Raw genomic sequence first — 25,651 nt, forward strand, 5'->3', positions numbered from 1 at the left:
ACTTTTCCATCCGCGTTCGGTTCGGCGCCTATCTCCGAAGCAAATTATTCAACCGGACGGATCTCATAATGACGATTTTGATAACTGGAGGATGCGGCTTCATTGGCCGCCACGTTGCTGAAGAACTTCTGAACAATGGCTATGACGTGCGCATTCTCGATGCGCTGATCGATCAGGTGCATGGTGATGCCGAAGTCAGCGTGCCTCATGGAGCCGAGATCATCCAAGGCGATGTCAGAGACAAGGACGCTGTGCGTGCGGCTCTTGCCGGTGTGAACGGCGTCATTCATCTCGCCGCCGAAGTCGGCGTCGGGCAGTCGATGTATGAAATTGCCCGCTATGTCGGCTGCAACGACCTCGGCACCGCGGTCCTCCTGGAAGCCATGATCGGACTTCCCGTCAAGACGATCGTCGTCGCCTCATCGATGAGTGTCTATGGAGAAGGGCTCTATCGGACGGCGGATGGAAAGCGGCTCGGCTATGTCAGGCGGCGCATGCAGCATGTCAAGCAGGGCCGGTGGGATCCGCTTGATCAGGATAACCAGCCGCTGACACCGGTCGCCACTGATGAGGAGAAACCGGTCGATCTTGCGTCCATCTACGCTTTGACGAAATACGCGCAGGAGAGGCAGGTTCTGATTTTCGGCGAAGCCTACGGGCTGGATGCCGTCGCGCTGCGCCTCTTCAACGTTTTCGGCGCGGGCCAGGCGCTTTCCAATCCCTACACCGGCGTGCTCGCCAATTTCGGTTCGCGTCTTGCCAACGGCCAGCCGCCGATGATCTTCGAGGATGGTAGGCAGCGGCGCGATTTCGTCCATGTCCGCGATGTAGCGACAGCCTTCCGCCTGGCCCTGGAAAAATCCGCGGCAGCCGGTCACGTGATCAATATCGGCAGCGGCCAGGCCTATTCGATCGCCGATGTCGCGATGCTTCTCGCCGATGCCATGGGCGTGCCCGAGATCGGCCCCGACATTATGAACAAGGCGCGTTCGGGGGACATCCGCAATTGCTTCGCCGACATTTCCAAGGCGCGCGAACTGCTCGGCTTCGAACCGAAATATCGTCTCGAAAACGCGCTCGCTCCCTTCGCCGAATGGGTGCGGCAGACCGGGGCGGTCGACCGTGCCGCCGAAATGAAGCGGCAACTGGAAGAGCGGGGGCTGGTTTCATGAACAAGGCCGGCGCTCGAGCATCCGATCACCAGGAGACGAGGCGGTTCGGTTTCGTCGAGTGGTTCCGGCCCGGAGACTATGAGCGGGCTGAGGTCGCCTTGCCGGACATCCTGGAGAGCGGCGCCAGTTATCTGCGTACGCATCTTTCCTGGGCCGAATATTTGGCCCCCGGCGGCCAGCAATGGTTCGATTGGCTGATCCCGCGTATCGGCAGCGAAATCGATCTTCTACCCTGCATCCACTACACGCCGCCTTCCCTGTCCCGGACGGGCAGGTCTTCCGGTCCGCCGGTCGATCTCAAATCCTACGCCGACTTCGTCGATCATATCCTCACACGCTATGGCCACTATATCAGTCACATCGAGCTCTGGAACGAGCCGAACAACCTGCTTGACTGGGATTGGCGCCACGACAACGATTTTCTGCTTTTCTGCGAAATGGTCGGAGGTGCCGCCTACTGGGCGAAGCGGAGGGGCTACAAACCGGTGCTGGGCGGCCCGTGCCCTTTCGATCCCTACTGGCTCAATCTGATGGGCACGCGCGGCGTGCTCGGTGTTGTCGACGCCGTCGGCTTTCACGGTTTCCCTGGAACCTGGGACAGCGAGGAAGCAACCTGGGGCGGCTGGGACATGCATCTCGGAGAGATGCGTGGGATTATCGATCGTTATAATGCCGATGCAGAAATATGGATCACCGAAACCGGCTACTCCACCTGGCGCAATGACGAGATCGAACAGGCGCGGCGCTTCATCAACGCGCTGAAAGTACCGGCCGATCGCATGTATTGGTATTCATGGCGCGACGTGCCGCCGGATGTTCCGGTTCAGGAAGGCCTGTGGTTTGATCCCAGGCATTATCATCTGGGCGCTGTCAGTCACGATAGTAAACCGAAGCTGCTTGCCCGCCTTCTCAAGGAAGGAGGCGTCAAGAGGCTGGAGGAGGTCGCGGCCCTTGCCGCTCCCAACATCGCCTCCGGCGCCGCGCCGATCGTCGTCACCGGCGGCAGCGGGTTTGTCGGCTGCAATCTCGCCGACCGCCTCCTCAGCGACGGCGAGGACGTCGTCATCCTCGACAACCTGGCGCGGTCGGGGGTCGATCAGAATCTATCCTGGTTGAAAGAGCGCCATGGCCGGCGGGTACATCCGGTCCTCGCCGACGTTCGCGATCTGCTGGGCATCGAAGCAGCTTTCAGGGATGCCAAGGCCGTCTTCCATTATGCTGCGCAAACGGCGGTGACCACCAGCCTCGTCGACCCGCTGGAAGATTTCGAAACGAACGCGCGCGGCACGCTCAATGTGCTGGAATCGGTGCGCAGGGCAGGCAAACGGGCGCCGGTCATCTTCGCCAGCACCAACAAGGTCTATGGCGCTCTCGACGATCTCGGCATGATCGAACTCGACGATCGTTATCTTCCCGAAGACGAGACCGTCAGGAGGCAAGGGATCGGCGAGGACCGGCCGCTGGATTTCTGCACGCCTTACGGATGTTCGAAGGGTGTGGCCGATCAGTATATTCTCGACTACGCGAAGTCCTACGGCATCCCTGCCGCCGTCCTGCGGATGAGCTGCATCTACGGACCGCGTCAGTTCGGCACCGAAGACCAGGGCTGGGTGGCGCATTTCCTGATCCGCGCGCTCGGCGGCGAACCCATTTCCATCTACGGCGACGGCAAGCAGGTGCGGGATATTCTTCATGTCGATGATGCCGTTGCTGCCTATCGACTGCTGCTTTCCAATATCGAGCGGGTCAGCGGCAAAGCATTCAACCTCGGCGGCGGGCCGCGCAACGCCGTCAGCGTGCTCGCGGTGCTGCGCGAGATCGAAGAGCTTGCGGGCCGTCCTGTTGAAACCAGCTTTGGCCCATGGCGCGCCGGCGATCAGCTCTATTTCGTGGCCGACACGACGAGACTTGAACAGGAAACCGGCTGGCAAGCCGGAATCGGATGGCGTCATGGTTTGCGGCACCTCGCCGAATGGCTGATCGCCCATCGTTTCGGCGGCCGGCAGATCCGCAGAGAAAAGCGGAAGGCATCGGCATGAGCGAACATGGACGAAGCAAGGGGCACCGCCGCGTGCTGATGACGGTTGACGCCATCGGCGGCGTCTGGCGCTACGCCATGGACTTGGCCGCAGCTTTGAAATCGAACAACATCGAGGTTGTCTTTGCGGGGCTGGGGCCCTTCCCGGCAGACGACAAGGTCGCCGAGGCCGGCCGGGTCGGCAAGCTGGTCTGGCTGGATGCGCCGCTCGACTGGACGGTCGAGAATGAAGAGGCAGTTGCCGAAGTTCCTCGGCTGATTGCCGATCTCGCGCGCCGGGAACAGGCCGATCTTCTGCATCTCAATCTGCCGTCTCAGGCGGCGGGCATGGAAACAAAGCTGCCGATTGCGGTGGTTTGCCATTCCTGTGTCGTCACGTGGTTTGCCGCCGTCCGCGGACGTGAGGTGCCAAAGGACTGGCAATGGCAGTACCGGCTGAACCAGGAGGGCTTTGCTTGCGCGGACACGGTTATCGCGCCAAGCCGCAGCCATGCGAGAGCGATGGAAGCGGCCTATGGAACGATTGGAAATCTTCAGGTCGTTCATAACGCCAGCGGCCTTGAGGCTTCGGATGAGCCCAAGCAGGACTTTGTTCTTGCTGCCGGGCGCTGGTGGGACGACGGCAAAAACGGCGACGTGCTGGATAAGGCTGCAGCTATGACGCGATGGCCGGTGGCGGTGGCCGGCGCGACTACCGGTCCCAATGGCCAGACCATGCGATTTCGCCATGCCGATCACCGCGGAGAGCTTTCGCATGAGCGGATGAGCGCCTTGTTGCGGCAGGCGGCCGTCGTTGCCTCGCCGTCGCTCTACGAGCCTTTCGGTCTCGCCGCTCTCGAGGCGGCGCGGGCGGGCGCGGCCTTGGTGCTTTCTGATATCCCAACCTATCGCGAGATATGGGACGGGGCTGCTCTTTTTGCCGATCCGCATCGCCCCGATGCCATCGCCGATACTTTCAATACGCTTGCCGACGATCCGCAGCTGCGGGCAGCGTTCGGACGAAAAGCGCGTGCCAGGTCCGCCGCCTTCAGCGTCGAGGCTCAGGCAGAGGCGATGTGCTCGATCTATTGCGGCATGTGCGCCCGCGATTTTTCAACAGCAGCGGAGTAATCATGAAGTTCGTTTTCTACACCCATTCACTGGTCTCCGACTGGAATCACGGCAATGCTCATTTTCTTCGCGGCGTCATACGCGATCTCCAGCGGCGCGGTCATGAGACGCTGGCGCTGGAGCCGCACGATGCCTGGAGCCGGGCCAATCTGCTGAGGGACCAGGGGGCGGCTGCGGTCGAGGCATTTCACCAGGCATTTCCGCAGCACCGTTCGCGGACTTATGGCTTCGAGTTCGACCATGAAGCAGCGCTTGCCGATGCCGACGTCGTTATCGTCCACGAATGGACGGAGCCGCAATTGGTCGAGAGGCTCGGCCGCATCCGACGCGATGGCGCGACCTTCACCCTGCTTTTCCACGATACGCATCATCGCGCCGTCTCCGCCGAAGGCGATATCGCGGGGCTGGCGCTTGACGATTATGATGGTGTGCTGGCCTTCGGGCAGACCTTGCGTGAACGTTATCTCCGAGCCGGCTGGGGAACGTCGGTCTTTACCTGGCACGAGGCGGCTGACGACGCCCTGTTTCGGCCGCTGCCGGACATCGAGAAAACTGGAGACCTCATCTGGATCGGCAACTGGGGCGACGATGAACGGTCGGCCGAAATCGGCGAATTCCTGATCCGTCCCGCGAGAGATCTCGGCTTGAACACGGTGGTCCGCGGCGTTCGCTATCCCGATCATGCACTGGACGAACTGCGCAAAGCGGGCATCGCCTATGGCGGCTGGATCGCCAATGCCGATGTTCCCGAGGCCTTTGCCCGCCACAGGGTCACCGTACACATTCCGCGCCGACCTTACGTCCAACATCTGCCGGGTATACCGACCATCCGCGTGTTCGAGGCGCTTGCCTGTGGAATACCCCTGATCTCGGCGCCCTGGAGCGACGCCGAACACCTGTTCGAACCTGGCAGGGACTATTTGGTCGTCGGTGACGGTGAGCAGATGAAGAAAAGCCTCCGCGACGTCCTCTCCGATTCCGATCTGGCTGCGAACCTTGCCGCCGCCGGCTTCGAAACGATCAAGTCCCGTCACACCTGCCGCCACCGCGTCGACGAGCTTTTCGCCATTCTGGCGCGCTGCGGCACGCATAGGGTCACCGCAAACCTGCAATCCAGGGAGGCTGCCGAATGAAGATCGCCTTTTATGGATCAAGCCTCGTCTCCGCCTATTGGAACGGCGCCGCCACATATTATCGAGGCCTGCTGCGGGCGCTGGCGGAGAAAGGTTACGACATCACCTTCTACGAGCCCGATGTCTATGACAGGCAGAAGAACCGCGACATGGACCCGCCGGACTGGTGCAGGGTCGTCGTCTATGAAGGCACGATTGATGCCCTCAAAGCCGTCACAAGCGAGGCGGCCGAAGCTGATATTGTCGTCAAGGCGAGCGGTGTCGGCTTCGAGGACGATCGATTGCTGGAAGAGGTGCTGCGCAACGCCCGACCTCATGCATTGAAGATCTTCTGGGACGTGGATGCACCGGCGACGCTTGCCGAACTCAGGGCCAACCCCGATCATCCGTTGCGTCGTGCGCTCGCCGGGCTGGATCTCGTGCTGACCTATGGCGGCGGCGACCCCGTCGTGAACGCATACCGTTCCGTCGGAGCGGCCGAATGTGTGCCGATCTACAATGCGCTGGACCCACAAACGCATCATCCGGTGCCGCAGGACTACCGCTTCGCCGCCGACCTCGGGTTTCTTGGCAACCGCCTGCCGGATCGCGAGGCGAGGGTCGAGCATTTCTTCCTGGAACCGGCGTCGCTTCTGCCGAACCGGACATGCCTGCTTGGCGGTTCGGGCTGGCAGGACAAGCCGATCCCTTCAAACGTCCGCTATATCGGCCATGTCCCGACGCGCGATCACAACGCCTTCAACGTGACGCCGATGGCGGTCCTCAACATATCGCGCGCCAGTATGGCGGAGAATGGTTTTTCCCCTGCGACGCGGGTCTTCGAGGCCGCCGGCGCCGGAGCTTGCCTGATTACCGACTACTGGGAAGGCATCGATGTCTTTCTGAAGTCCGGCGAGGAGGTCCTGGTCGCGCGCGACGGACAGGACGTGGCTGCCCTGCTCGATGGTTTGTCCCGCCAAGCCGCACGGGAAATCGGAGAAAAGGCGCGCCGGCGCGTCCTGGCCGAACATACCTATGTCAATCGCGCCGAAACGGCAGACGAGATTTTTCGCGCCCGGCTCGGCGGACGGGAGGCGGCCGAATGACGAGATTGCTCGACATCGTCCTCTTCGGGCTTTCCCTTTCCTCTTCCTGGGGGAATGGCCATGCCACGACCTATCGCGCCCTGATCAAAGGCCTTCGGCGGGCCGGCCATAAGGTGCTGTTCCTGGAGCGGGACGTGCCGTGGTATGCCAGCCACCGGGATCTCCCTTCGCCTGACTTCTGCGAACTCGCCTATTATTCTGATATCGACGCAATGATCGAGCGTTACGGCGAAAGGCTGCGCCAAGCCGATGCCGTCATCGTCGGATCCTATGTTCCTGATGGTGTGCCTCTCATCGACAGGCTCGAGGCGTTGCAACCGAAACGCTTCTGCTTCTATGACGTCGACACGCCCGTCACCCTCGCGAAGCTCGATCGCGGCGACGAGGAATATCTGGCGCTGCGGCAGATTCCGCTGTTCGACACCTATTTCTCCTTCTCCGGAGGAAAGGTGTTGACGCGGCTCGAACAGAGATTTGGCGCGCGCAGAGCCATGGCACTCTATTGTTCGGTCGACGAGAACCGCTATGCCAATACCGGCGAGCCCACTTGTTGGGATCTCGGCTATCTCGGAACTTATAGCCCTGACCGGCAGCCGACACTGGAGCGCCTTCTGCTGGAGCCGGCCCGCCGCCTGCCGTCGATGCGCTTCGTCGTGGCCGGCCCGCAATATCCCGCCGAAATCGAGTGGCCGGCCAACGTCGAGCGCATCGAGCATCTGCCGCCCAGCGATCATGCAAGCTTTTACAGCCGGCAGCGGTTTACGCTGAACGTGACCCGTAGCGATATGATTGCCGCGGGCTGGTCTCCCAGCGTGCGGCTGTTCGAGGCTGCCGCCTGCGGGGCGCCCATTGTCAGCGACTTCTGGCAGGGTCTCGATGAGCTGCTGCCGGACGGTAAGGCTTTGTTCATTGCGCGCGCGCCGGAGGATGTCGTGGCGCTGCTGACGGAGCTTCCCGACAGCAACCGCCTGGCGGCCGCCGCCGCAGCGAGAAGGCTGGTGATGAGCAGTCATACCGGTGTGGCACGTGCCGGCGAGCTCGTCAGGGCTATTTCCGACCTGCCCACCAAGCCAGCTTTCGACCGTATGTCAGCGTGAAGGAGAGTATCGATGCTTCAAGTCAATCGTCGCGGAAAAGGCAAGACTGTTCTGGTGGCAGGAGGCGCCGGCTTTGTCGGCTCGCACCTCTGCGATGCTCTGCTCGGCCGTGGCGACACCGTCATTTGCGTCGACAGCTATATTACCGGCTCACCGGACAATGTCAGGCCGTTGATGAACCATCCGGGCTTCCGGCTCATCGAACAGGATATCTGCAAATTCATAGAAATCGGCGAACCGCTCGACCAGATCTATAATCTCGCCTGCGCCGCGTCCCCGCCGCAATACCAGGCGGATCCCGTTCACACGATGATGACGTGCGTCGCCGGTACGGGCAATCTGCTGGCGCTTGCCGAGCGGCACGGGGCTGCCTTTCTCCAGGCCTCGACGAGCGAAGTCTATGGCGATCCCGCCGAGCATCCGCAAAAGGAAGACTATCGCGGCAATGTCAGCTGCACAGGGCCGCGCGCCTGCTATGACGAGGGAAAGCGCGCCGCCGAAGCTCTTTGCTTCGATATGCTGCGTGCCGGCCGCGTCGACGTGCGGGTCGCCCGCATCTTCAACACCTATGGGCCGCGAATGCAGGCCAATGACGGCCGGATCGTCTCCAACCTGATCGCGCAGGCACTCTCGGGGAATCCGCTCACCATCTACGGAAGCGGCATGCAGACCCGGTCATTCTGCTACGTCAGCGATCTTGTCGGCGGCCTTACGGCGCTGATGGATGTGCGGCCGAACCCTGGTGTTCCCGTCAACCTCGGCAATCCCGGGGAGTTTACCATCAACGAGCTCGCGCAGATGATCCGTTCGATGGTGTCGGTGCGAACGGCTGTTGCCTACCGACCTTTGCCGAAGGATGATCCTCAACGCCGCCGGCCCGATATTTCTCGCGCGACAGAACTTCTCGATTGGCAGCCGACAGTGCCCCTCGCCGAGGGGCTCAGATATACGATCGACTGGTTTGCCGCCAATTTGGATGATCGTCCCCGTAAACGCGTCGCTGCGCCTCGCCGTCATCGCGCCGCGGCTGCCTCGCAGGCTGCCCCCTTGGACAACTAACCGAGAAGCGGATGCACGCGATGATGAACCTGGCTTTGCAACAGCGTATCAACGAACTGGGCCCCTGGTTTCAGAATATGCGGTTCGGAGAGATCGAAACCGCGCCGGATCATTTTCTCGGCGACTATCCGGCGTTCAAATGGGAAGGGTTCAAGCATGTCGTGCCGAAGGATCTGCAAGGACGCAGCGTTCTCGATATCGGCTGCAATGCCGGCTTTTATGCGCTCGAGATGAAACGCCGAAATGCCGGTCGGGTGTTGGGCATCGACAGTGATCCACGTTATCTCAAGCAGGCCCGTTTCGCTGCCGATCATTTCGACCTTGATGTCGAGTTCAGGCAGATGTCGGTTTACGAAGTGGCGAAACTCGGCGAGAGATTCGATCTGGTGCTCTTCATGGGCGTGCTCTGCCACTTGCGCCACCCGTTGCTGGCATTGGATCTGCTCTACGAGCACGTAGTCGCAGATCTAATGCTGTTCCAATGTCTGCAGCGTGGCGAAGAGCCTATTGCCAAGCTTGAAGAAGATTACGACTTTTCGGAATGGAAGATTTTCGACCGATCGGATTTCCCGAAGCTGTTCTTTGTCGAAGAGCACTTTGCCGCCGATCCCACCAATTGGTTCATTCCCAATAAGGCAGCGGTCGAAGCGATGCTGCGCAGCTCGGGCTTTGTCATCGAGGCCAATCCCGAGCGTGAAGTTTATCTCTGCCGCCGAGGCCGGCGGCCATACATGGTCGAGCCGCCGTCCGGTTGAGGCATTGTTCATCCAGAGCGATTGAGCATTTCATGGAAACGCGGAACTGCTCCAAGTTATTATTCGCAACTCCGGATGGAAAGCTATTTCGTAGTTTTCCCCGGATTGCACTAGCGGGTCAAGAACGTTGAAAGGTGCCCGACTGTTTTCGACCGCTGTCGCCGCGGTCCTCCTTGTCGTCCTCGCGACCTGGCTGCTGACGAGGCCTCATCCCCGTTTCGCTGCCGGCGACCCCGCGCTGACGCCGGGAGATGCCGGGCGCGGCAAGCTGGTCTTTGCCGCAAGCGGCTGCGCCTCCTGTCATGCTTCCCCAGGCCAGCCGGACCGCTTCAGGCTGGGGGGCGATCTTGCGCTGGCCTCACCCTATGGAACTTTCAGAGTGCCCAACATCTCGCCCGACCCGGCGGCCGGCATCGGATCGTGGTCGGTTGCCGATCTCGCCAATGCGCTGATATCAGGCGTTTCTCCGTCAGGGCAGCATTATTACCCGGCATTCCCGTACGCCAGCTACACCGGCATGACGCTTGACGATATCCGAGATCTCTACGCCTTTCTGCATACGCTTTCGCCCGTGCCGGAGCGCCCGCAACCGCACGAGATTTCCCTGCTCTTTCGCGTCCGCCGGTTCGTCGGCTTCTGGAAGCTCCTATTCTTCCACGAAGGCAGATCGGAAGGAGCGCGGAACGGCGATCCGGTGCATGATCGCGGCTCCTACCTCGTGGAGACGCTTGGCCATTGCGCCGAATGCCATTCCTCCCGTAATATTTTTGGTGCAATAAAGCCAAAAACGCGATTTGCCGGCGGGGTGAGTTCGGAAGATATCGGCTTCAATCCCAATATTACACCCACTGACATAGGCTCGTGGTCGGAGCAGGATGTAGTAGAAATGCTTCACAGCGGCAGGACGCCCGACCACGGCTATGTCGGCTGGTCCATGGCGGATGTGGTCGAGAATACAGCGGAACTCCCGGAGGCCGACCGGATGGCCATCGCCCGATACCTGAAGTCGCTGCCCCCGCGCCCCACGCCCCATCCTTGATGCATGTGGCCCACGAGTGCACCGGTTCGCACACTCGCCGAAAACGCGATCTTCTGGCAGCGGAGTTTTCGAAGAATGCGAGGACGCGGCCAACGCTTGAAGCTATTATCCATGGTAACGCCATTCAGCCCTGACAGAACAGGGGCAGTCGGGGAAAGTTTTAATCGAATAAGGGCTGGGGGAGGCAGATCGTCATGAATACGGCTATTGACGAACGCGCGTACAAGGCTGTCCTCCTCGTTGAGGACGATTACGCTGTTGCCAGCGAGCTCGCGTCGAAGCTGACCGCAACCGGACTCAAGATTGTTGGGCCGGCCTCCAGCGTCGAACGAGCGCTGAAATATATAGAAGATTCCCAAATCGAAGTTGCCATCTTGGACATCAATCTCGGTGGAACGATGGTGTTTCCTGTCGCCGACGAGTTATCGAGGCGCAATATCCCCTTCTTCTTCGCGACCGGCTACAGCCGGGACGTCGTTCCTCCTCGGTTTGCGGATCGAATCTTCGTGGAAAAACCGCTGGAGACGAGCGCGATTTACCGTGCTCTTTCCGATTGTCAGGGTTCCGCCGCGAAGGCATCGGGCGGCCACAAGAATTTCGTTCTTTCTGCCCTTTCCGCCGGTGAAATCGATCTTATCCGGCCCCTCCTTCAACCGGTTCGGCTGGCTCAAGGCGAAGTTCTTGAGCGGCAGTTCGAAGAGATAACGACGATCTTCTTCATTGAAACCGGGACGGTTTCGCTGCTCGCCTCGTCTCTCGACGGCTCGCAGGTAGAGGTTGGACTGATCGGGCGTGAGGGCGTGACCGGCACCGGGCTGTTAGAAGGTGATTGGCGCACGCCCTACCATCTCGTGGTGCAAACCGAAGGGACCGCACAGCAAATCGACATCGATAGTTTCCTTCGTCTGACGCAGAGGGCGCCGCAATTGCGTTCTCTTTCGTTGTCGTTTTCACGGGCGCTCGCAATTCAGATAGGATATACGGTCTTGGCCAATAGCCGGTACTCCATCGAACAGAGGCTGGCCCGCTTGCTGCTCATGCTCGATGATCGATCGGAAGATCAGGTGCTGCGGCTCACCCACGAACAGATGTCTTCGATGCTCGGCGTCCGGCGTTCCGGAATTACCGGCGCGCTTCCCATCCTGGAGGGTGAAAAGCTCATCAGGTCAGTAAGGAGCAAGGCAATAGTCCTCGATCGAGAGGGCCTCATTCTGAGGGCCAAGGGCTCCTACGGCATTCCTGAGGCGGAATACAAGCGTTTGATGGGTTTTTCATTGAGAGGCACGGCGAACGCTAAAAAGCCATTCAGCCGATCACATCCTAATTTATGGTAGCCTGTAATTTCGAACCAAGCCGTATCGCTTCCACTACATCGGCGCCGCGCTAGTGGCCTGAGGACACCGGAAACGGATGTATTCAGCGAGCATAGAGATAGGCTGCGAGATCGCGGGCCTCCTGTTCGGATATTCCGGTAGGCGGCATCGCCGTTCTTGGCGACTGGGCCTGCGGCGCGACGATCCAGCCAATGAGGTTGTCGGCGGAATTGTTGAGCACGCCGGCAATGTAGACCCTCTCGCGCAGACCGGAGAGATCGTCGCCGACCTTGCCGTCGGCGCCCTCGATGCCGGGAATGGTGTGACATCCGGCGCAGCCATATCGGCGAAAAATCGCCGGCGCCCGCGCCGGATCGCCTTTCGTCATGGCGACGGCAACAGCTTGCCTTTCGGACCGCTGCCGGTAGATGTCGGTCAAAGTCAATGCCGCCGTCAGGCTCACCACGCAGGCGGCGATCACAAAGGCGGAGCGAAGGGAATTATGGGGCGACGATACGTGTTCCATCTGCGCCTCCTTTTCCGGAATCCCTGATCCACAGAGCCGTCAGCGCCAGCGCAACAGTAGCGTAGACGAGGCCGGCAGGAACCCACATTACCAAGCCTGCCATCTGCTGGTCTTCGAGCGGCGACAGCCCCCAAGCCCCGGACGATCGGGTCTGCACGGCGTAGAGCACGTTCGGTGACAGGGCGATGAGGGCCCCGAGAATGCTCATATGGAGCATCGTCAGGAACAGATGCCAGGCCGCCAGCCCCCTGTTCGTCTTCCAGACGACAGGCCACCAGAACAGGACGGCACTTAGGAAAAAGGAAAGATGTTGCAGACGGTGGAGCGGCGTGCTTTCGATCGCGGCGTCGAACAGGACGGGCGAATGCCATCCCCAGATTGCCATCCCGTGCAGCAGCGTCGCGACAGTGCCGTTGCTCAGCAACGTCCAGGTCCTGCGGACCATGCTCGAGGCGAGCACCTGTGCCGCCCGGCGCCTGACGATCCTTGGCAGGCCCCAGAGCAGCACCGCCGATGGGCGTGCCAATACGATGAGCGGCGCGGCGATTGCCATCACCAGTTCATGTTCGATCATATGGACGGTGAAGAGCTGCTCTCCCAGCCAATGCAGGGGAGAGACAAGCGCGCCGGCAAGCACTAGCCAGCCGGCCCAATAGGCCAAAAGCCGGCGCGCGAAGACGCGCCGGCCCGCGGATGATCGCGACATGAAGCGAAGGCTTCCGCTTGCATAGAGGCCTGCGCAGACTGCGAGCGGCGCAATTATCCAGGGATCGGCCGTCCAAGGCAGGGAATTCGGATGGGCATGATCTTCATGTGCCAATCCCGGTGTCGCCATGAGAAGAAAGGCGATTGTCGTTGCTGTTCTCATAGCCGCGGCACCCAATAGATGCATCCGTAGAGGGGAAGCCAGGCGAGAACGACAAAGTTCCAGTAGAGCGCGTTGTCTTCAACATCGCCGTAGCGCCGCGCATTGTCGCCATGCTTCGAAAACATCAAACAGGCGAGAACGACGGTATCGACGAGGTCGGTGATGATGTGGGTCGCGTGCAGGCCGAGCATCGTCCAGACGATCGATCCGTAGGCATCGTCGTCCCAGCCTATGTGAAGGGCAGGAAATTCATAGGCGCGGGGTATGAGGGGCGCCGCTCCGAGAAGCGCCATGACGATCAGTCCCGCGCGCAACTTGCGGAGATCCCTCTGCTTCGCCCACCGCGCGACGAGCATATTCGGCACGATGCTGAGGAGAAGCAGCAAAGTCAGGATCGTGCCGGGAAGGAGATCCGGGGCAGGGGCTTCGATCGGCCAACGCGGCGCCAGGCTCATGAGATAGAAGTAGACGACGATCGCCAGCGCGAATCCCATGCCTTCGATCAGCATGAAGGCGCTGGTTCCCCAGAACGTCAGGCTCGCGCTGCCCAGGCCGTGCAGGGGAAGCTTCGACAGATCGGTGACCACGCGCTCCTTCATGACTCGTCCTCCGGCGTTTGCTTGGGCCAGAACCATCCTGTCAGGGTGATGGCCACCGGAACGGCTCCCCAGACGACCGCCCACGGGCTGAAGATCGAGCCGATCAGCATGATGCTGGTGGCAATGGCCGCCAGAAATGGCCAGATGGAATCGGCTGGCGAGGCCTCCCGCGCCTCCGGCTCGCCTGATGTGACGCTGCTGACGATCAGTTCCCGCCGATCGAGCCGAAGTCCCGTCGCCACCGGCAACGTCTCGCCCGACATCCAGAGCGGCTCGCGCGTTTCGACCACGGGAATATGCCGAAAATTATAAGGGGGAGGGGGCGAGGGTATGGCCCACTCCAGTGTTGACGCATTCCAGGGATTGGGGCTGGCGGGTGGGCCATGGCGGAAGCTGCGCAGGGCATCGATGAAGAAGACCAGGAAGCCGGCGGCGAGAATGAAGGCGCTGAGGCTGACGAACAGGTTCAGACCGGCCCAGGGCAGCTCGGGCGGATAGGTGTAGATGCGCCGCGGCATGCCTTGGAGGCCCAGGATGTGCATCGGAAAGAAAGTCAGGTGGAAGCCCGTGAAGATCAGGCCGAAGGCCCACCGGCCGAACCTTTCGCTCATCATCCGGCCGGTCATCTTCGGGAACCAGTAATAGATCGCGCCGATCAGTGGGAAGACGGAGCCGCCGATCAGCACATAGTGAAAATGGGCGACGACGAAATAGGTGTCGTGGACCTGGGTATCGAGCGGCACCGACGCCACCATGACGCCGGTCAGGCCGCCGATGACGAAGGTGATGAGAAAGCCGATGACGAAAAGCAGCGGTGTCTTGAACACCGGACGGCCATCCCACAGCGTTGCCAGCCAGCAAAAGATCTGGGTTCCGGCGGGAATGGCGATTGCCATGCTCGAGGCGGTGAAAAAGCTGCTTCCCAGCCGCGGCAGGCCGGCCACGAACATGTGGTGCACCCACAGGCCGAAGGAGAGAATTCCGGTGGCGATCATCGCCAGCACCAGCGGCATATAGCCGAAGACAGGACGCCGCGTGAAGGTGGAGATTATGGCGGAGACGATGCCGACCGCCGGCAGGAAGATGATGTAGACCTCGGGATGACCGAAGAACCAGAACAGGTGCTGCCAGAGAAGGACATCGCCCCCTTCTGCTGGATTATAGAACTGGGTGCCGACCAGCCGGTCGAGAATGAGCGACGAGCTGGCGAACATGATCGCCGGCATGGCCAGGATGACGAGAAAGGCGGTGACCAGCATCGACCAGACGAAGACGGGGATCCGGTCGAGCGACATGCCGGGCGCCCGCAGTTTGAAGACCGTCACGACAATTTCGGCGGCAACGGCAAGGGCGGAGACCTCGGTGAAGGTGATCATCTGCGCCCAGAGGTCTGCCCGTTTCCCCGCGCCATATTGCGGGCCGGCGAGAGGCACGTAGGAAAACCAGCCGACATCGGGGGCGGTATCGAGGGCGAGAGAGATCCAGAGCAGCAGCCCGCCCGCGAGGTAGATCCAATAGGAGAAGGCATTCAGCCTGGGAAAGGCGATATTGCGGGTTCCGACCATCATAGGAACGAGATAGACCGCCATCGCCTCCATGACCGGCACCGCAAACAGGAACATCATGTTGCTTCCGTGCACGGTGAAGATCTGATTGTACCGGTCGGCGCTGATGAAGCGGGCCTCGGGGAAGGCGAGCTGGATGCGCATCACCAGCGCCAGCACGCCGCCGAGGATGAGAAAGACAAAGGCTGTCGCGATATAGCGCCGACCGATGATCTTGTGATCGACCGTGGAGAGCGCTGCCAGCAATCCGGAAGGCGTCGACCATGTGCGCCTGAGGAAAGCTTCCGCTTCTTCACTGCCGGCAGCCAGATCGGCGGGGGAAGGGGTTCTGCCGCCGCCGGTCATCGCAGACCACTCATGTAGGCGCTCACTTGCCGCAGCTCTTCGCCGGTGAGGGGGACCAACGGCATGTTGTTGCCGGGCTTCAGTGTTTGCGGGTCGGCAATCCATGCCGCAACCGATCCCCGCGTATTCTCCAGCCGCCCCGCGGCAATCATGCTGCGGCTGCCGACATGGGTGAGGTCAGGTCCGGAGGTGCCCGATGCCTCGGTGCCGCGGATGGCGTGACAGGCGGCACAAGGTTTGCTCATGAAGACCAGCTTTCCCGACGCGGCAACACCATCGGCCGGCGCGGCTGCCGTCTTTCTCTGAGACTCCAGCCATCTGGCATAGTCCTCCGGCTCCTCGGCGATCACCAACAGCGCCATGTGGCTGTGCTGCAGGCCGCAGAATTCGGCGCATTGGCCACGATAGATGCCGGCTTTGCTGGCATGCAGCGTCAGCCGGTTGTCGCGGCCGGGGACCAGATCCTGCTTTCCCGTCAGGTTGGGCACCCAGAAGGAATGAATGACATCAGTCGCTTCCAGTCGCAGCCGGACATCGGTTCCCACCGGGATATGCAGCTCGTTGGCGGTCTGGAATGTCCTGGCGGGATCCGCATCGAGATAGGTAAACTGCCACCACCACTGCTGCCCGCGAACGGCGATGGTCGGCGGATTGTCCCGGCCGCGGTCGACGCCATTGGTTGCGTAAAAGCTGGTGATCGTCAGGAAGCTTACGACCAGGAAGGTCATAACGATCGCGCCGCTAACGACCCTGCCCATGGACCGCTCGGTCTGTGGTTCGCCGGGGGCCTGGGTTTTCCTGCGAACCAGCGCCCATGCCATGACGCTTATGACAAGCACGAAGACGACGCCGCAGACGGCGACGAACAGGAGTATCAGGCTCTTGAGTTCCGAAGCGGCAGGTCCGTCCGCATTCAGCGCCGATTGCGTCCCAGCGCAGCCTGACAGAAATAGGGTGCATGCCGCGGCGATCTTCAAGGCCGGACACCTCGATCGGCGCGGACGCCCACCGGCCCTTCCTCGAAAAGAGTTGCGGCGGGCGCGCGGTTCTCGGCCGGTCTCGTATGCTTGTCGTCGTTGCGGCTCGGCGCGGTATAGGGGGCGGAATAGGCGCCGATCGTCCTGACATAACCGGCGAGCTGCCAGATCTGGTCGCTCGTCATTTTGTTCGCGAAGGCAGGCATGCCGTGAGGCCGTCCGTCGCGTATGGATGCCACGACCGATACCATTTCCGAGCCATAAAACCACCAGCCGTCAAGAAACGAAGGGCCGGTCCCGCCTCGTCCGTCTCCATGGCAAGTAGGGCAGCCGAACCAGGAATAAAGGCGCTTGCCCTGGCTCAGATCATAAGCGGTCGTCTCATAGGGCTTGCCAAGCACGAAATAGACGTCGGGTGGTGTGCCGCCGATCCTGTCCGGCATCAGCCGGAACTGATCGAGAGATGATGTGAGCGGCGGATCGGTGCGATACTGCCTTGGATGTCTTGCCCAGGCGATCGCGGCTCCGATCACGAACATACAGAGCAGCACCATCGAGACCAACCAGATACTGTTCTTCTTGACGGCGCTGTCGGCAAGCAAAGGGAACCGATCGGGACCAGACGCGACGGCGGGATGGGCGCGACGCAAGCGTAGACGGTTTGCCCAGGCGATGGCGGCCCAGACGACTGCCATCGTGAGAAGCGATACTGCCGCCGACCAAGGGACGTGCTTGCTTTCGCGCATTGCCGGGACCTAGATCAGGACCGCGACGACAGGGCCGAGAGACTGAGCCGCACCGGCAACATCTTGTAAGAGGGGGTCTTGGCCTTGGCGTCGTGATGCGACAGCGGAAAGAGCGGGTTCGCCTCAGGGTAATAGGCCGCACAGCACCCGGCCGGAATTGGGTGCCGAGCAACCTTGAAGCCGGTGACGCGGCGCGTTGTGGCAACGTCGATGGCAGTCGTCAGATCGACGAAATCGCCTTCTTTGAAGCCCAGTCTGCCAATATCCTTTTCGTTCATGAAGACCACCTTTCGCGTTCCCTTCACACCGCGATAGCGATCGCTGTAACCGTAGATAGTCGTGTTGAACTGGTCGTTGGATCGGAGCGTGGCGAGGTTGAGAACCTCAGTGGCGCCCGGACCGATGTCGAGTTCGGGGAAGAGGCGCGGCGGCGTGATGAAATTGGCTTTCTGGTTGGGCGTCGTCCATTTGCGTTCCCTGGCCGGCACCGGTCTCGGAATGCCGCCCGGCTGAAACATGCGTTTGTTGAAATCCCTGAATGTCTCGGGATAGGTCGCTTCGATCGCATCGCGGATCTTCGAATAATCGCCGACCCATTCGTCCCAGGGGACTCGGCCATTCGCCAGCGTCGCCTTGGCAATGCCGGCGATGATGGCGGGCTCCGACAGAAGCTCCTCGCTCGCGGGCTTCGCCTTCCCACGCGAGCCATGGAAATGAGCCACAGAACTTTCGATGGAAACTGCTTGCGGACCGCTTGCCTGTTCATCGATCTCGATACGGCCGAGACAGGGAAGGAGATAGGCGATTTCGCCATGGATGACGTGGCTGCGATTGAGCTTCGTCGCGATCTGTACGGTCAGGCGGAGTTTGCGCCAGGCGGCCTCCATCGCTTCCGTTTCCGGGACGGCGCGCAAGAAATTGCCACCGAGGCTGACGAAGGCCTTGGCTTCGCCCTCCATGATCGCCTTGCAGGTGTCGACGGTCGAGCGTCCTTCCCATTGTGGCGGTTCGAACCGGTAGAGTTCCTTCAGCTTATCGAGCGGCACGAGGTCCGGCTTTTCCGTTATCCCGACCGTGCGCTGGCCCTGCACGTTCGAGTGGCCACGCACGGCGCAGATATTGGCGCCGGGCTTGCCGATATTGCCGCGCAACAGCGCGAGGTTGGCGACCATATGAACGTTCTGGACACCCATCACATGCTGGGTGAGACCCATGCCGTAGATCATCAGCACCGCCTCCGAATGGGCGTAGGTGCGGGCTGCCTGAATCATCTGTTCGCGGGTCAAGCCGGAAACACGTTCCAGCTCGGCCCAGTCATATCGGCGGGCGGCTTCGGCGAATTCCTCGAAACCCGACGTATGCGTGTTGATGAAATCGTGGTCGAGAACATGCTTTTTGTCGGCGGCGGCAATGGAAGCGGCGAACGCCACCGCCGCGGCATTATCCGGTTTATGGGGCACGGCATCGGAGCCTGAAACCTTGCTCATGCCCATTGCCTTCATGGCATCGTCGGCTTCGATCAAGGCTTTGCAGACCCCGAAGAGGGCCGCGATGTCGCCTCCGTTCTTCACCTGGTAATATTCCGACGAAATCGGCGTCGACCGACCGGTCAGCATCTGGCTCGGCATTTGCGGGTTGATGAAACGTTCAAGGCCCGGTTCGCGCAACAAGTTGAAGGTGACGATTTTCACGCCACGGTCGACGGCGTCCTGAAGGTCATGCAGCATTCGTGGGGAGGAGGTGGCGACGTTCTGCGCCATATAGAAAATGCAATCGCAGTTCTGGAAATCGGACAGGATTGCCGTGCCGACGGAGGCTCCGATGCTTTCCGGCAGACCGACCGAGGAGCTTTCGTGACACATGTTGGAAGAATCGGGCAAGTTGTTGCTGCCGAAGATGCGGGCAAAAAGCTGATACATGTAGGAGGTCTCGAGGGAGGCGCGCCCGGAGGTGTAGAAATCGACCTCACGCGGAGGAATTGACCGCAGCGCCTCGCCGATTTCTGCGAATGCATTGTTCCAGTCTACCGGCTCGTATTTGTCGGTCGAGCGGTTCCACCGCATCGGGTGGGTCAGGCGACCTTGTTCTTCGAGATCGTGATCGCTCCACTGCTCCAGCTCATGCAATGTATGGGCGGCGAAGAAGGCGCGGTCGGCGCGGCGGGAAGTGACCTCCCAGGCGGTCGCCTTTGCGCCGCTTTCGCAAAATTCCATCGCATGCGGTTTTGCAGGCTTGGCCCAGGCACAACTGACGCACATGTAACCGTCTGGTTTGTTGTGATGGGAAAGCAGCGACGGCCCCGATCGGGGGACGTGTTCGCGGAGAAGAATTTCTCCAAGAGATCTCGCCGCCGCCCAGCCGCCAGCCGCAGGCGTGCTCGGATGTTTCGATCGCGCTGACATTTTTGCCTCCCGATATTGTCGTCGGGGGATCCCCGGCAGATATTTTGCGATCCGAACTCTTCGAGAAACAAACTGTTCCAGGCGAGTCGGCAAAGTGACGAGCGGGGCTGTCGACAGCCGGTGACGGGAGACGATTGGCAATAAACTGAGCTTCTCAGCCGCGTCGCATATGCTCAGAGCGGCGTCGGAGCGTCGGCCGCCACCTCGGCATAGAGCTGACCGCACATCGTCAGCGATCGCCGCATCGCAGCGACGCGATCTTCGGCGTCATTGGATGAATAGGCCCAGATGTCGGTCGCCCAGCTCTTGCCATCCATCTCGTACTGCAGGGCAAATCTATAGAGCCGTCGCTCATCTGCATCGGTGCTGACGAAAGCGCGATCGGGATCATCGTGACGCTGGCGCGGAAAACTTACAACATTCACAACCTGCTCCTCGGGTTCACCTCATCGCCAGGCTCGAAAGCCCGCTTCTCCTTTGGACTAACCTGATCGCCCGGATTTCGTTCCCTGAGCTCTGAGCGACGAATAATGTGTGGGATTTTTTCAGTTCCGAGAGCTTGCGTGCCGAAAACTGGCTGCTCGCGTGAGCGCCAAAGGGCGGCCCGGCGCGTCGCAATTGGAAACGGAATGTACCCCGGCTACAGGCGAATCTGGCGTAAACTGAATTATGGAACTTGCTTCTGTGGTGGGCTGTTCGCAATAGCAGCTGTGGCCGCGCGCGAAAGGAACCATCGCCGCATGCTCCTTGTTGATCCTCTTCAGATATCCCTCATAGGCGCGTAACGACTGACGGTGCTTGAGCACCAGTTCGAAGTTGATGCTCTCCATCACGCTTCCAGAAAACTCGGGAAATGCGGGTTGCGCCTCGGGCGCGCGCCGGGTTGCGGCGAGCGCTGCGACCTGAATTTCGACACCCGCAGTTCGAGGATCTGCATGGCGGAACGGATGTCTTCGACCCGGCTGATCTCGAAATTCAGGGTCCTGGCATTCTTTTCGCTGACGAAAACGCCGGCCCCTGGCGGGACGTCACCCTGCCGCCGACCTTCAGCGACGTCAGCGTCTCGCCACCCGCCTTGCGCCCGGGTTTTCAGCTTAACAGATCCCGGATGACTTCCAGAGGATGGGGGATCGTCCTGCGGTCTATTTCCTTGACCTGCGACCGGCAGGAATAGCCGGTCGCCATGACGACGGTCCCGTCCTCGCCGGCGGCGATCTGTTCTGCCCAGCTCATCGCATAGAGCGTTTCGGAAATCGCTCTGTTGCGGGCTTCGTGGCCAAACGTTCCCGCCATGCCGCAGCAACCCGCATCAGCCACCTGCAGGTCAATGCCGAGGGTGCCGAAGACCGCTTTCCACTGCGCAACCGCTGAGGGCATATTGGTGCGTTCGGTACAGTGCGGCAGAAGCCGGACCGTCGCCACGGCCTGCCGCCTGACCGCCTCCGCCAGGTCCTTGCCGTTTGCAGCCAGCCATTCCTGCGGCAGCAGCACGGTTGCGTGGGATAGTCCTTTCGGCAAGGTCATGTACTCGCTCCGATAGGCGAGGGTCATGGATGGGTCCAGGCCGACAAGCGGCACGCCGATTGTCGCCAAACGATTCAGGGAGCGCGAGGTCGCGACGGCCGCCTTTTCGAAACGGTCGAGGTAGCCGTGGACATGCAGCGCTTTTCCGTTGGTGAGCGGCGGCGCGATGAACGGCGACAGGCCGAGCTTGCGGGCGACCTCGACGGCGGCGACGACCACTTTGGGATCGAAATGCGCAGTGAAGGCGTCGGGAATGAAGACGACGGTGCGGCCGCGCGCCTCGGGAGACATCTTCATGATCTGCTCCGCGTCGGCGGTCGGAACCCCGAGGCCGGCCAGCGGCGACGCCGGCGGCATCTTCGGCAGCGCGGTCAAGCCGACGAGCTTCATCGCCGCGCGGCCGGCAGCCGTTCCGGCAAGGAGATTGTAGAGAGGACGCATCCGCGCCATCAGCGGCAGAGTGGCCTCAATGCCGGCCACCAGCGGATCTTTCAGCGGCCTGAGGTAGCGGCCGTAATAGAGGTTCAGGAACTTCGAGCGGAACGCGGGGACGCTGACCTTGACAGGGCATTGACCGGCGCAGGCCTTGCAGGCGAGGCACGTATCCATAGCTGCCCGCACTTCGTGCGAAAAATCGGTCCGATTGGCCGGGTTCAGCGAGTTGAACGCCCGCCTGACAAGCCCGATCACCTTGTTCGAATTGCGGAGCCGAACCGCTTCCTCACGGGGATCGACACCCTGCTCGACGAGCAGCCGCAGCCATTCCCGCATCAGGGCGGCGCGCCCCTTCGGCGAGTACACACGGTTGCGGGTTGCCTTGTAGGACGGGCACATCGGGCTGGTCTCGTCGAAATCGAAACAGGCGCCGTTCCCGTTGCAATAGGCCGCATTGTCGAAGGCTGCGCGGATCTCGTTGCCGATGATGCGGTCGACGCTTCCCCGCAAGGGAACCTCGTCGATCTTCATCAGCGCGCCATCGTCGGGCGCGGCGATCTTGCCCGGATTGAGGCGGTTCTCTGGATCGAACGCCTTCTTGATCTGCTGAAGGCAGGGATAGAGATCGCCGAAGAATTCCGGCACATATTCTGATCGCACACCCTTGCCGTGCTCTCCCCAGAGAACGCCGCCATGCTTGCGGGTAAGCGCCACCACCGCGTCGGTGATTTCCCGGATGAGCGGCACATGGTCGTCCCGCGTCAGGTCGAGGGCCGGCCGCACATGAAGCACGCCCGCATCCACATGCCCGAACATGCCGTAGGAGACGCCGGCAGCATCGAGAAGAGCGCGGAATTCTCCGATATAGGCGGCGAGATTGTCAGGAGGGACGGCGGTGTCCTCGACGAAAGCCACCGGGCGCACCGGGCCTTCGACATTGCCGAGAAGCCCGACGGCGCGCTTGCGCATCGCCCATATCGCCTCGACGTCCGCTTTCTCCCGGGCGATCGTAAGGCCGATATTGCGGACGACATCGGCGCCGGCCAGCGCCGACGTCACCGCCATGAGCTTCTGTTCCAACTCGACCGGGTCGTCGGCCAGCACCTCGGCGATATTGATGCCGTTGGCGGGACCGCGCTGGTCATCCGGGAAAAACCGCGCGATGCCGCTCCACACGATGTCGCCCTTGGCAAGGCCAAGCACCTTCTCGTCGATCGTTTCCACCGAGGCGACGTTCAGCGCGGTCAGCGACCTTGCGTCTTCGAGAGCGGTGTTGAAGTCGTCGTAGCGGATATTGACCAGCGCTGCATATTTGGGGATCGGCAGAAGGTTGAGCTCGATCTCGGCGATCATCGCCAGCGTGCCTTCCGAGCCGCAGATGATCGCATTGAGATCGAAGCGTCCGTCGTCACGACGGATATGCGCAAGGTCGTAGCCGGTCATGTAGCGGTTGAGGCGCGGAAAGATTTCCTCGATGCGCGCGCGCTCGTCGCGCGCGATCCTGTCGACCGTCCGATGGATCTCCCCGACGCGATCATCGCGAGACTTGACCTTGGCAAGAGACACGTCGTCGAGGGGACGCGACCACCAGTCCGTCGCATCGGTCAGGACCATCCTGAGGCCGAGCACATGGTTGCTCGTCTTGCCGTAGAGGCAGGAGCCCTGGCCGCAGGCATCGGTCGAGACCATGCCGCCGATCGTCGCCCGATTGGAGGTCGAAAGTTCCGGAGCGAAGAACAGGCCATGATCCTCAAGGGCGCGGTTGAGCTGGTCCTTGACGACGCCGGCTTCGACGCGGGCGACCCGCCGCACCGGATCGATCTCCAGGATCCGGTTCATGTGCCGTGAGCAGTCGACGACGAGGCCGTCCGTCAGCGACTGGCCATTGGTGCCGGTGCCGCCGCCGCGCGCGACGACGCGCAGGCCGCGGAACGGATCTTCGGAGAGGACCCGCATCAAGGCCTTCATGTCCTCGATATCCTGGGGAAAGAGGATCCCTGCCGGCTCGACTTGGTAGATCGAGTTGTCCGTCGAAAGCACGGTGCGCGAGGCGGCGCTGGTCTCGATGTCGCCGGCAAAGCCTGCCTCGAGCAGTCGCTCGAAGAAGCCGGCTCCGAGAAGTGAAGATTCTCTGGTCTTGATACGGGGGATCATTTTATCGCTGCTGAAAACGCCCGAGCTTATAAAACTTTTGAAGCAACTGAAATAGAGGTGCGCAGGTACCGCAGCCATTTTCGCCATGGCTGAATGCTGAACCGACAGGCTGGCAAGATTGAAAATTGCTCTTCTCTTGGAGGGAGTAGAACCTGAGACTCGCCATTCGACGTCTGGCTGTTGAACAGATCCGAACCGGCGTTCCTCTCACAAGTGAACTACGCAATCGAAAAGTCGAATTTCCGGTGTAGTTGATCATGTAACAATACCCTGCCCGGCAGCATCAAAGGTTTCCGCGCTGTCGGCAAGATCAACCCTTCATACCTTATTCGTGGGCCGCCACGGCGCGGTCGCGGCAAGCCACTGTCGCGTGCGGGCCTCGGGATCCGCGTTGCGGGTGATATCGGTGACCACGGCAGCACTATCGGCGCCTTTTTCCAGCACCAGCTGCGCGCGTTCGGCGGTGATCCCGCCAATGGCGACGAGCGGTATCGCGCCGACGCGCCGCCGCCAGTCCGAAAGACGTTCAATACCTTGCGGCGCCCATTTCATCTGTTTGAGAATCGTCGGCCAGACCGGTCCGAGTGCAACGTAATCCGGCTCGGCCGCCAGCGCCGTCTCCAGCTCCGATATGTCGTGCGTCGAAAGGCCGAGCTTCAGACCAGCACGACGAATGGCATTCATGTCGGCGGCCATCAGGTCTTCCTGCCCGAGATGAATGAAATCGCATCCTTCATCGATCGCCAGCTTCCAATGGTCGTTGACGACCAATTGGCAACCTGCTGCCGCACAGGCAGTCTTCGAACGCCGGATCTCCTCGCGAAGCACGGAGTCCGGACAATCCTTGATGCGCAGCTGGACGAGTTTGACGCCGAGCGGCACGAGACGCTCGACCCAGTCGGCGCTGTCGACGATGAGATAGAAGGGATCGAGCTTCATGAAAAGACGGCCTTTCCGATGATGGGAGTGGAAGGAACGGCCATGTCGCGCGGCTCCAACGGCACGGCGCCATGCGCAATGCGGCCGGCATCGATGGCAAGTGCGAAGGCCTCGGCCATGGCGGCAGGGTCACCTGCGCCGGCAACGGCAGTGTTGAGAAGAACGGCATCATAACCGTACTCCATGACGGCGGCGGCATGCGACGGGCGGCCGATGCCGGCATCGACGATGAGCGGCACATCCGGAAAATGTGCTCGGAATGCCCGCAGCGCCATCGGGTTCACCGGTCCCATGGCGGAGCCGATCGGCGCGCACCAGGGCATCAGGACGCGGCAGCCGGCATCCAGCAGCTTTTCGGCGACGACAAGATCGTCGGTCGTATAGGGGAAGACCTGGAAGCCCTCCCCGGTCAGGATGCGTGCCGCTTCGACAAGGCCGAAGACATCGGGCTGCAGCGTATCGTGATGGCCGATCACTTCGAGCTTGATCCAGTCGGTGCGGAAAACGTCGCGCGCCATCTTCGCTGTCAGCACAGCCTCCTGCACGCTGTGGCAGCCGGCCGTATTTGGCAGCACGCGCACGCCGAGCTCGCGGATCAGCTCGAAGAAGGCGCCGCCCGCCTTGCCGCCGGCGGCCTCGCGCCGCAGCGAGACGGTGACAATTTCCGCCTTCGAGCGTCTCACGGCTTCTGCCAGGACGGCGGGCGACGGGTAGCGGGCGGTGCCGAGCAGCAGCCGGGAATGGACCTCGACGTCGTAGAGTTTCAGCAT

The 25,651-nt window shown here is 61.4% G+C and carries 21 protein-coding genes; 10 read left to right on the top strand and 11 right to left on the bottom strand.

All coding sequences use genetic code 11. From position 1 onward, the window contains the following. The first annotated feature begins 68 nt into the window (after window positions 1–68). From B5E41_RS11235 to B5E41_RS11280, 10 genes are all read left to right on the top strand, one after another. Window positions 69–1,172, top strand: a complete 1,104-nt coding sequence (locus B5E41_RS11235) for an NAD-dependent epimerase/dehydratase family protein (RefSeq protein WP_064812442.1) — start codon at window positions 69–71, stop codon at window positions 1,170–1,172. Then, on the top strand, window positions 1,169–3,211 hold the full coding sequence (locus B5E41_RS11240; RefSeq protein ID WP_088393556.1) for an NAD-dependent epimerase/dehydratase family protein: 2,043 nt from the start codon (window positions 1,169–1,171) through the stop codon (window positions 3,209–3,211). Before B5E41_RS11235 ends, B5E41_RS11240 begins: the two co-directional genes overlap by 4 nt. Beyond that, window positions 3,208–4,320: a glycosyltransferase family 4 protein gene (locus B5E41_RS11245; protein ID WP_342588077.1), complete on the top strand. Its 1,113-nt coding sequence runs from the start codon at window positions 3,208–3,210 to the stop codon at window positions 4,318–4,320. The genes B5E41_RS11240 and B5E41_RS11245 overlap by 4 nt, the downstream gene beginning before the upstream one ends. Window positions 4,321–4,322: 2 nt before the next feature. Next, window positions 4,323–5,453 (top strand): CgeB family protein, encoded by a 1,131-nt coding sequence (locus B5E41_RS11250; RefSeq protein WP_088393558.1) that lies wholly within the window; start codon window positions 4,323–4,325, stop codon window positions 5,451–5,453. Further along, window positions 5,450–6,538 carry a CgeB family protein gene (locus B5E41_RS11255; protein ID WP_088393560.1) on the top strand — a complete coding sequence of 363 codons (1,089 nt, stop codon included), beginning with the start codon at window positions 5,450–5,452 and terminating at the stop codon, window positions 6,536–6,538. Before B5E41_RS11250 ends, B5E41_RS11255 begins: the two co-directional genes overlap by 4 nt. After that, window positions 6,535–7,635 carry a CgeB family protein gene (locus B5E41_RS11260; protein WP_088393562.1) on the top strand — a complete coding sequence of 367 codons (1,101 nt, stop codon included), beginning with the start codon at window positions 6,535–6,537 and terminating at the stop codon, window positions 7,633–7,635. Before B5E41_RS11255 ends, B5E41_RS11260 begins: the two co-directional genes overlap by 4 nt. A gap of 12 nt (window positions 7,636–7,647) precedes the next feature. Beyond that, entirely contained in the window at window positions 7,648–8,694 is a 1,047-nt protein-coding gene (locus tag B5E41_RS11265) for a UDP-glucuronic acid decarboxylase family protein (RefSeq protein WP_088393564.1), read from the top strand. 20 nt (window positions 8,695–8,714) lie between these two features. Continuing rightward, complete coding sequence (locus B5E41_RS11270; RefSeq protein WP_088393794.1) at window positions 8,715–9,449, top strand: TIGR04290 family methyltransferase; 735 nt, start codon at window positions 8,715–8,717, stop codon at window positions 9,447–9,449. 127 nt (window positions 9,450–9,576) lie between these two features. Continuing rightward, the gene (locus tag B5E41_RS11275; protein WP_088393567.1) at window positions 9,577–10,488 is read left to right on the top strand and encodes a cytochrome c; all 912 of its coding nucleotides are present in this window, start codon (window positions 9,577–9,579) and stop codon (window positions 10,486–10,488) included. Window positions 10,489–10,682: 194 nt separating this feature from the next. Further along, window positions 10,683–11,822 (top strand): helix-turn-helix domain-containing protein, encoded by a 1,140-nt coding sequence (locus B5E41_RS11280; RefSeq protein WP_088393569.1) that lies wholly within the window; start codon window positions 10,683–10,685, stop codon window positions 11,820–11,822. An 82-nt stretch (window positions 11,823–11,904) separates the two neighbouring features. On the opposite strand, the gene B5E41_RS11285 is transcribed toward B5E41_RS11280, so the two are convergent. The 11 genes from B5E41_RS11285 to B5E41_RS11340 form a co-directional block, all read right to left on the bottom strand. Beyond that, window positions 11,905–12,327: a c-type cytochrome gene (locus B5E41_RS11285; RefSeq protein ID WP_088393571.1), complete on the bottom strand. Its 423-nt coding sequence runs from the start codon at window positions 12,325–12,327 to the stop codon at window positions 11,905–11,907. Beyond that, window positions 12,302–13,195 (bottom strand): cytochrome c oxidase assembly protein, encoded by an 894-nt coding sequence (locus B5E41_RS11290; protein WP_088393573.1) that lies wholly within the window; start codon window positions 13,193–13,195, stop codon window positions 12,302–12,304. Before B5E41_RS11290 ends, B5E41_RS11285 begins: the two co-directional genes overlap by 26 nt. Beyond that, entirely contained in the window at window positions 13,192–13,794 is a 603-nt protein-coding gene (locus B5E41_RS11295; protein ID WP_088393575.1) for a cytochrome c oxidase subunit 3, read from the bottom strand. Before B5E41_RS11295 ends, B5E41_RS11290 begins: the two co-directional genes overlap by 4 nt. Further along, the gene (ctaD, locus tag B5E41_RS11300; protein WP_088393577.1) at window positions 13,791–15,704 is read right to left on the bottom strand and encodes a cytochrome c oxidase subunit I; all 1,914 of its coding nucleotides are present in this window, start codon (window positions 15,702–15,704) and stop codon (window positions 13,791–13,793) included. Before ctaD ends, B5E41_RS11295 begins: the two co-directional genes overlap by 4 nt. Continuing rightward, window positions 15,701–16,681 (bottom strand): cytochrome c oxidase subunit II, encoded by a 981-nt coding sequence (gene coxB, locus B5E41_RS11305; protein ID WP_088393579.1) that lies wholly within the window; start codon window positions 16,679–16,681, stop codon window positions 15,701–15,703. The genes ctaD and coxB overlap by 4 nt, the downstream gene beginning before the upstream one ends. After that, complete coding sequence (locus B5E41_RS11310; protein ID WP_088393796.1) at window positions 16,678–17,235, bottom strand: c-type cytochrome; 558 nt, start codon at window positions 17,233–17,235, stop codon at window positions 16,678–16,680. Before B5E41_RS11310 ends, coxB begins: the two co-directional genes overlap by 4 nt. A 206-nt stretch (window positions 17,236–17,441) precedes the next feature. Then, on the bottom strand, window positions 17,442–19,829 hold the full coding sequence (locus B5E41_RS11315; protein WP_088393581.1) for an FdhF/YdeP family oxidoreductase: 2,388 nt from the start codon (window positions 19,827–19,829) through the stop codon (window positions 17,442–17,444). A gap of 173 nt (window positions 19,830–20,002) precedes the next feature. Next, a complete protein-coding gene (locus B5E41_RS11320) occupies window positions 20,003–20,254 on the bottom strand; it encodes a hypothetical protein (RefSeq protein WP_088393583.1) in 252 nt (83 codons plus the stop codon). A 664-nt stretch (window positions 20,255–20,918) separates the two neighbouring features. Then, window positions 20,919–23,942, bottom strand: coding sequence for a D-2-hydroxyglutarate dehydrogenase YdiJ (gene ydiJ / locus B5E41_RS11330; protein ID WP_088393798.1), 3,024 nt, complete (start codon window positions 23,940–23,942; stop codon window positions 20,919–20,921). A gap of 318 nt (window positions 23,943–24,260) precedes the next feature. Further along, window positions 24,261–24,881 carry a thiamine phosphate synthase gene (locus B5E41_RS11335; protein WP_088393585.1) on the bottom strand — a complete coding sequence of 207 codons (621 nt, stop codon included), beginning with the start codon at window positions 24,879–24,881 and terminating at the stop codon, window positions 24,261–24,263. Beyond that, window positions 24,878–25,651, bottom strand: coding sequence for a thiazole synthase (locus tag B5E41_RS11340; protein ID WP_088393587.1), 774 nt, complete (start codon window positions 25,649–25,651; stop codon window positions 24,878–24,880). The genes B5E41_RS11335 and B5E41_RS11340 overlap by 4 nt, the downstream gene beginning before the upstream one ends.

The sequence above is a fragment of the Rhizobium esperanzae genome (genome assembly GCF_002204185.1).
GTDB classification, from domain to species: Bacteria; Pseudomonadota; Alphaproteobacteria; order Rhizobiales; family Rhizobiaceae; genus Rhizobium; species Rhizobium esperanzae.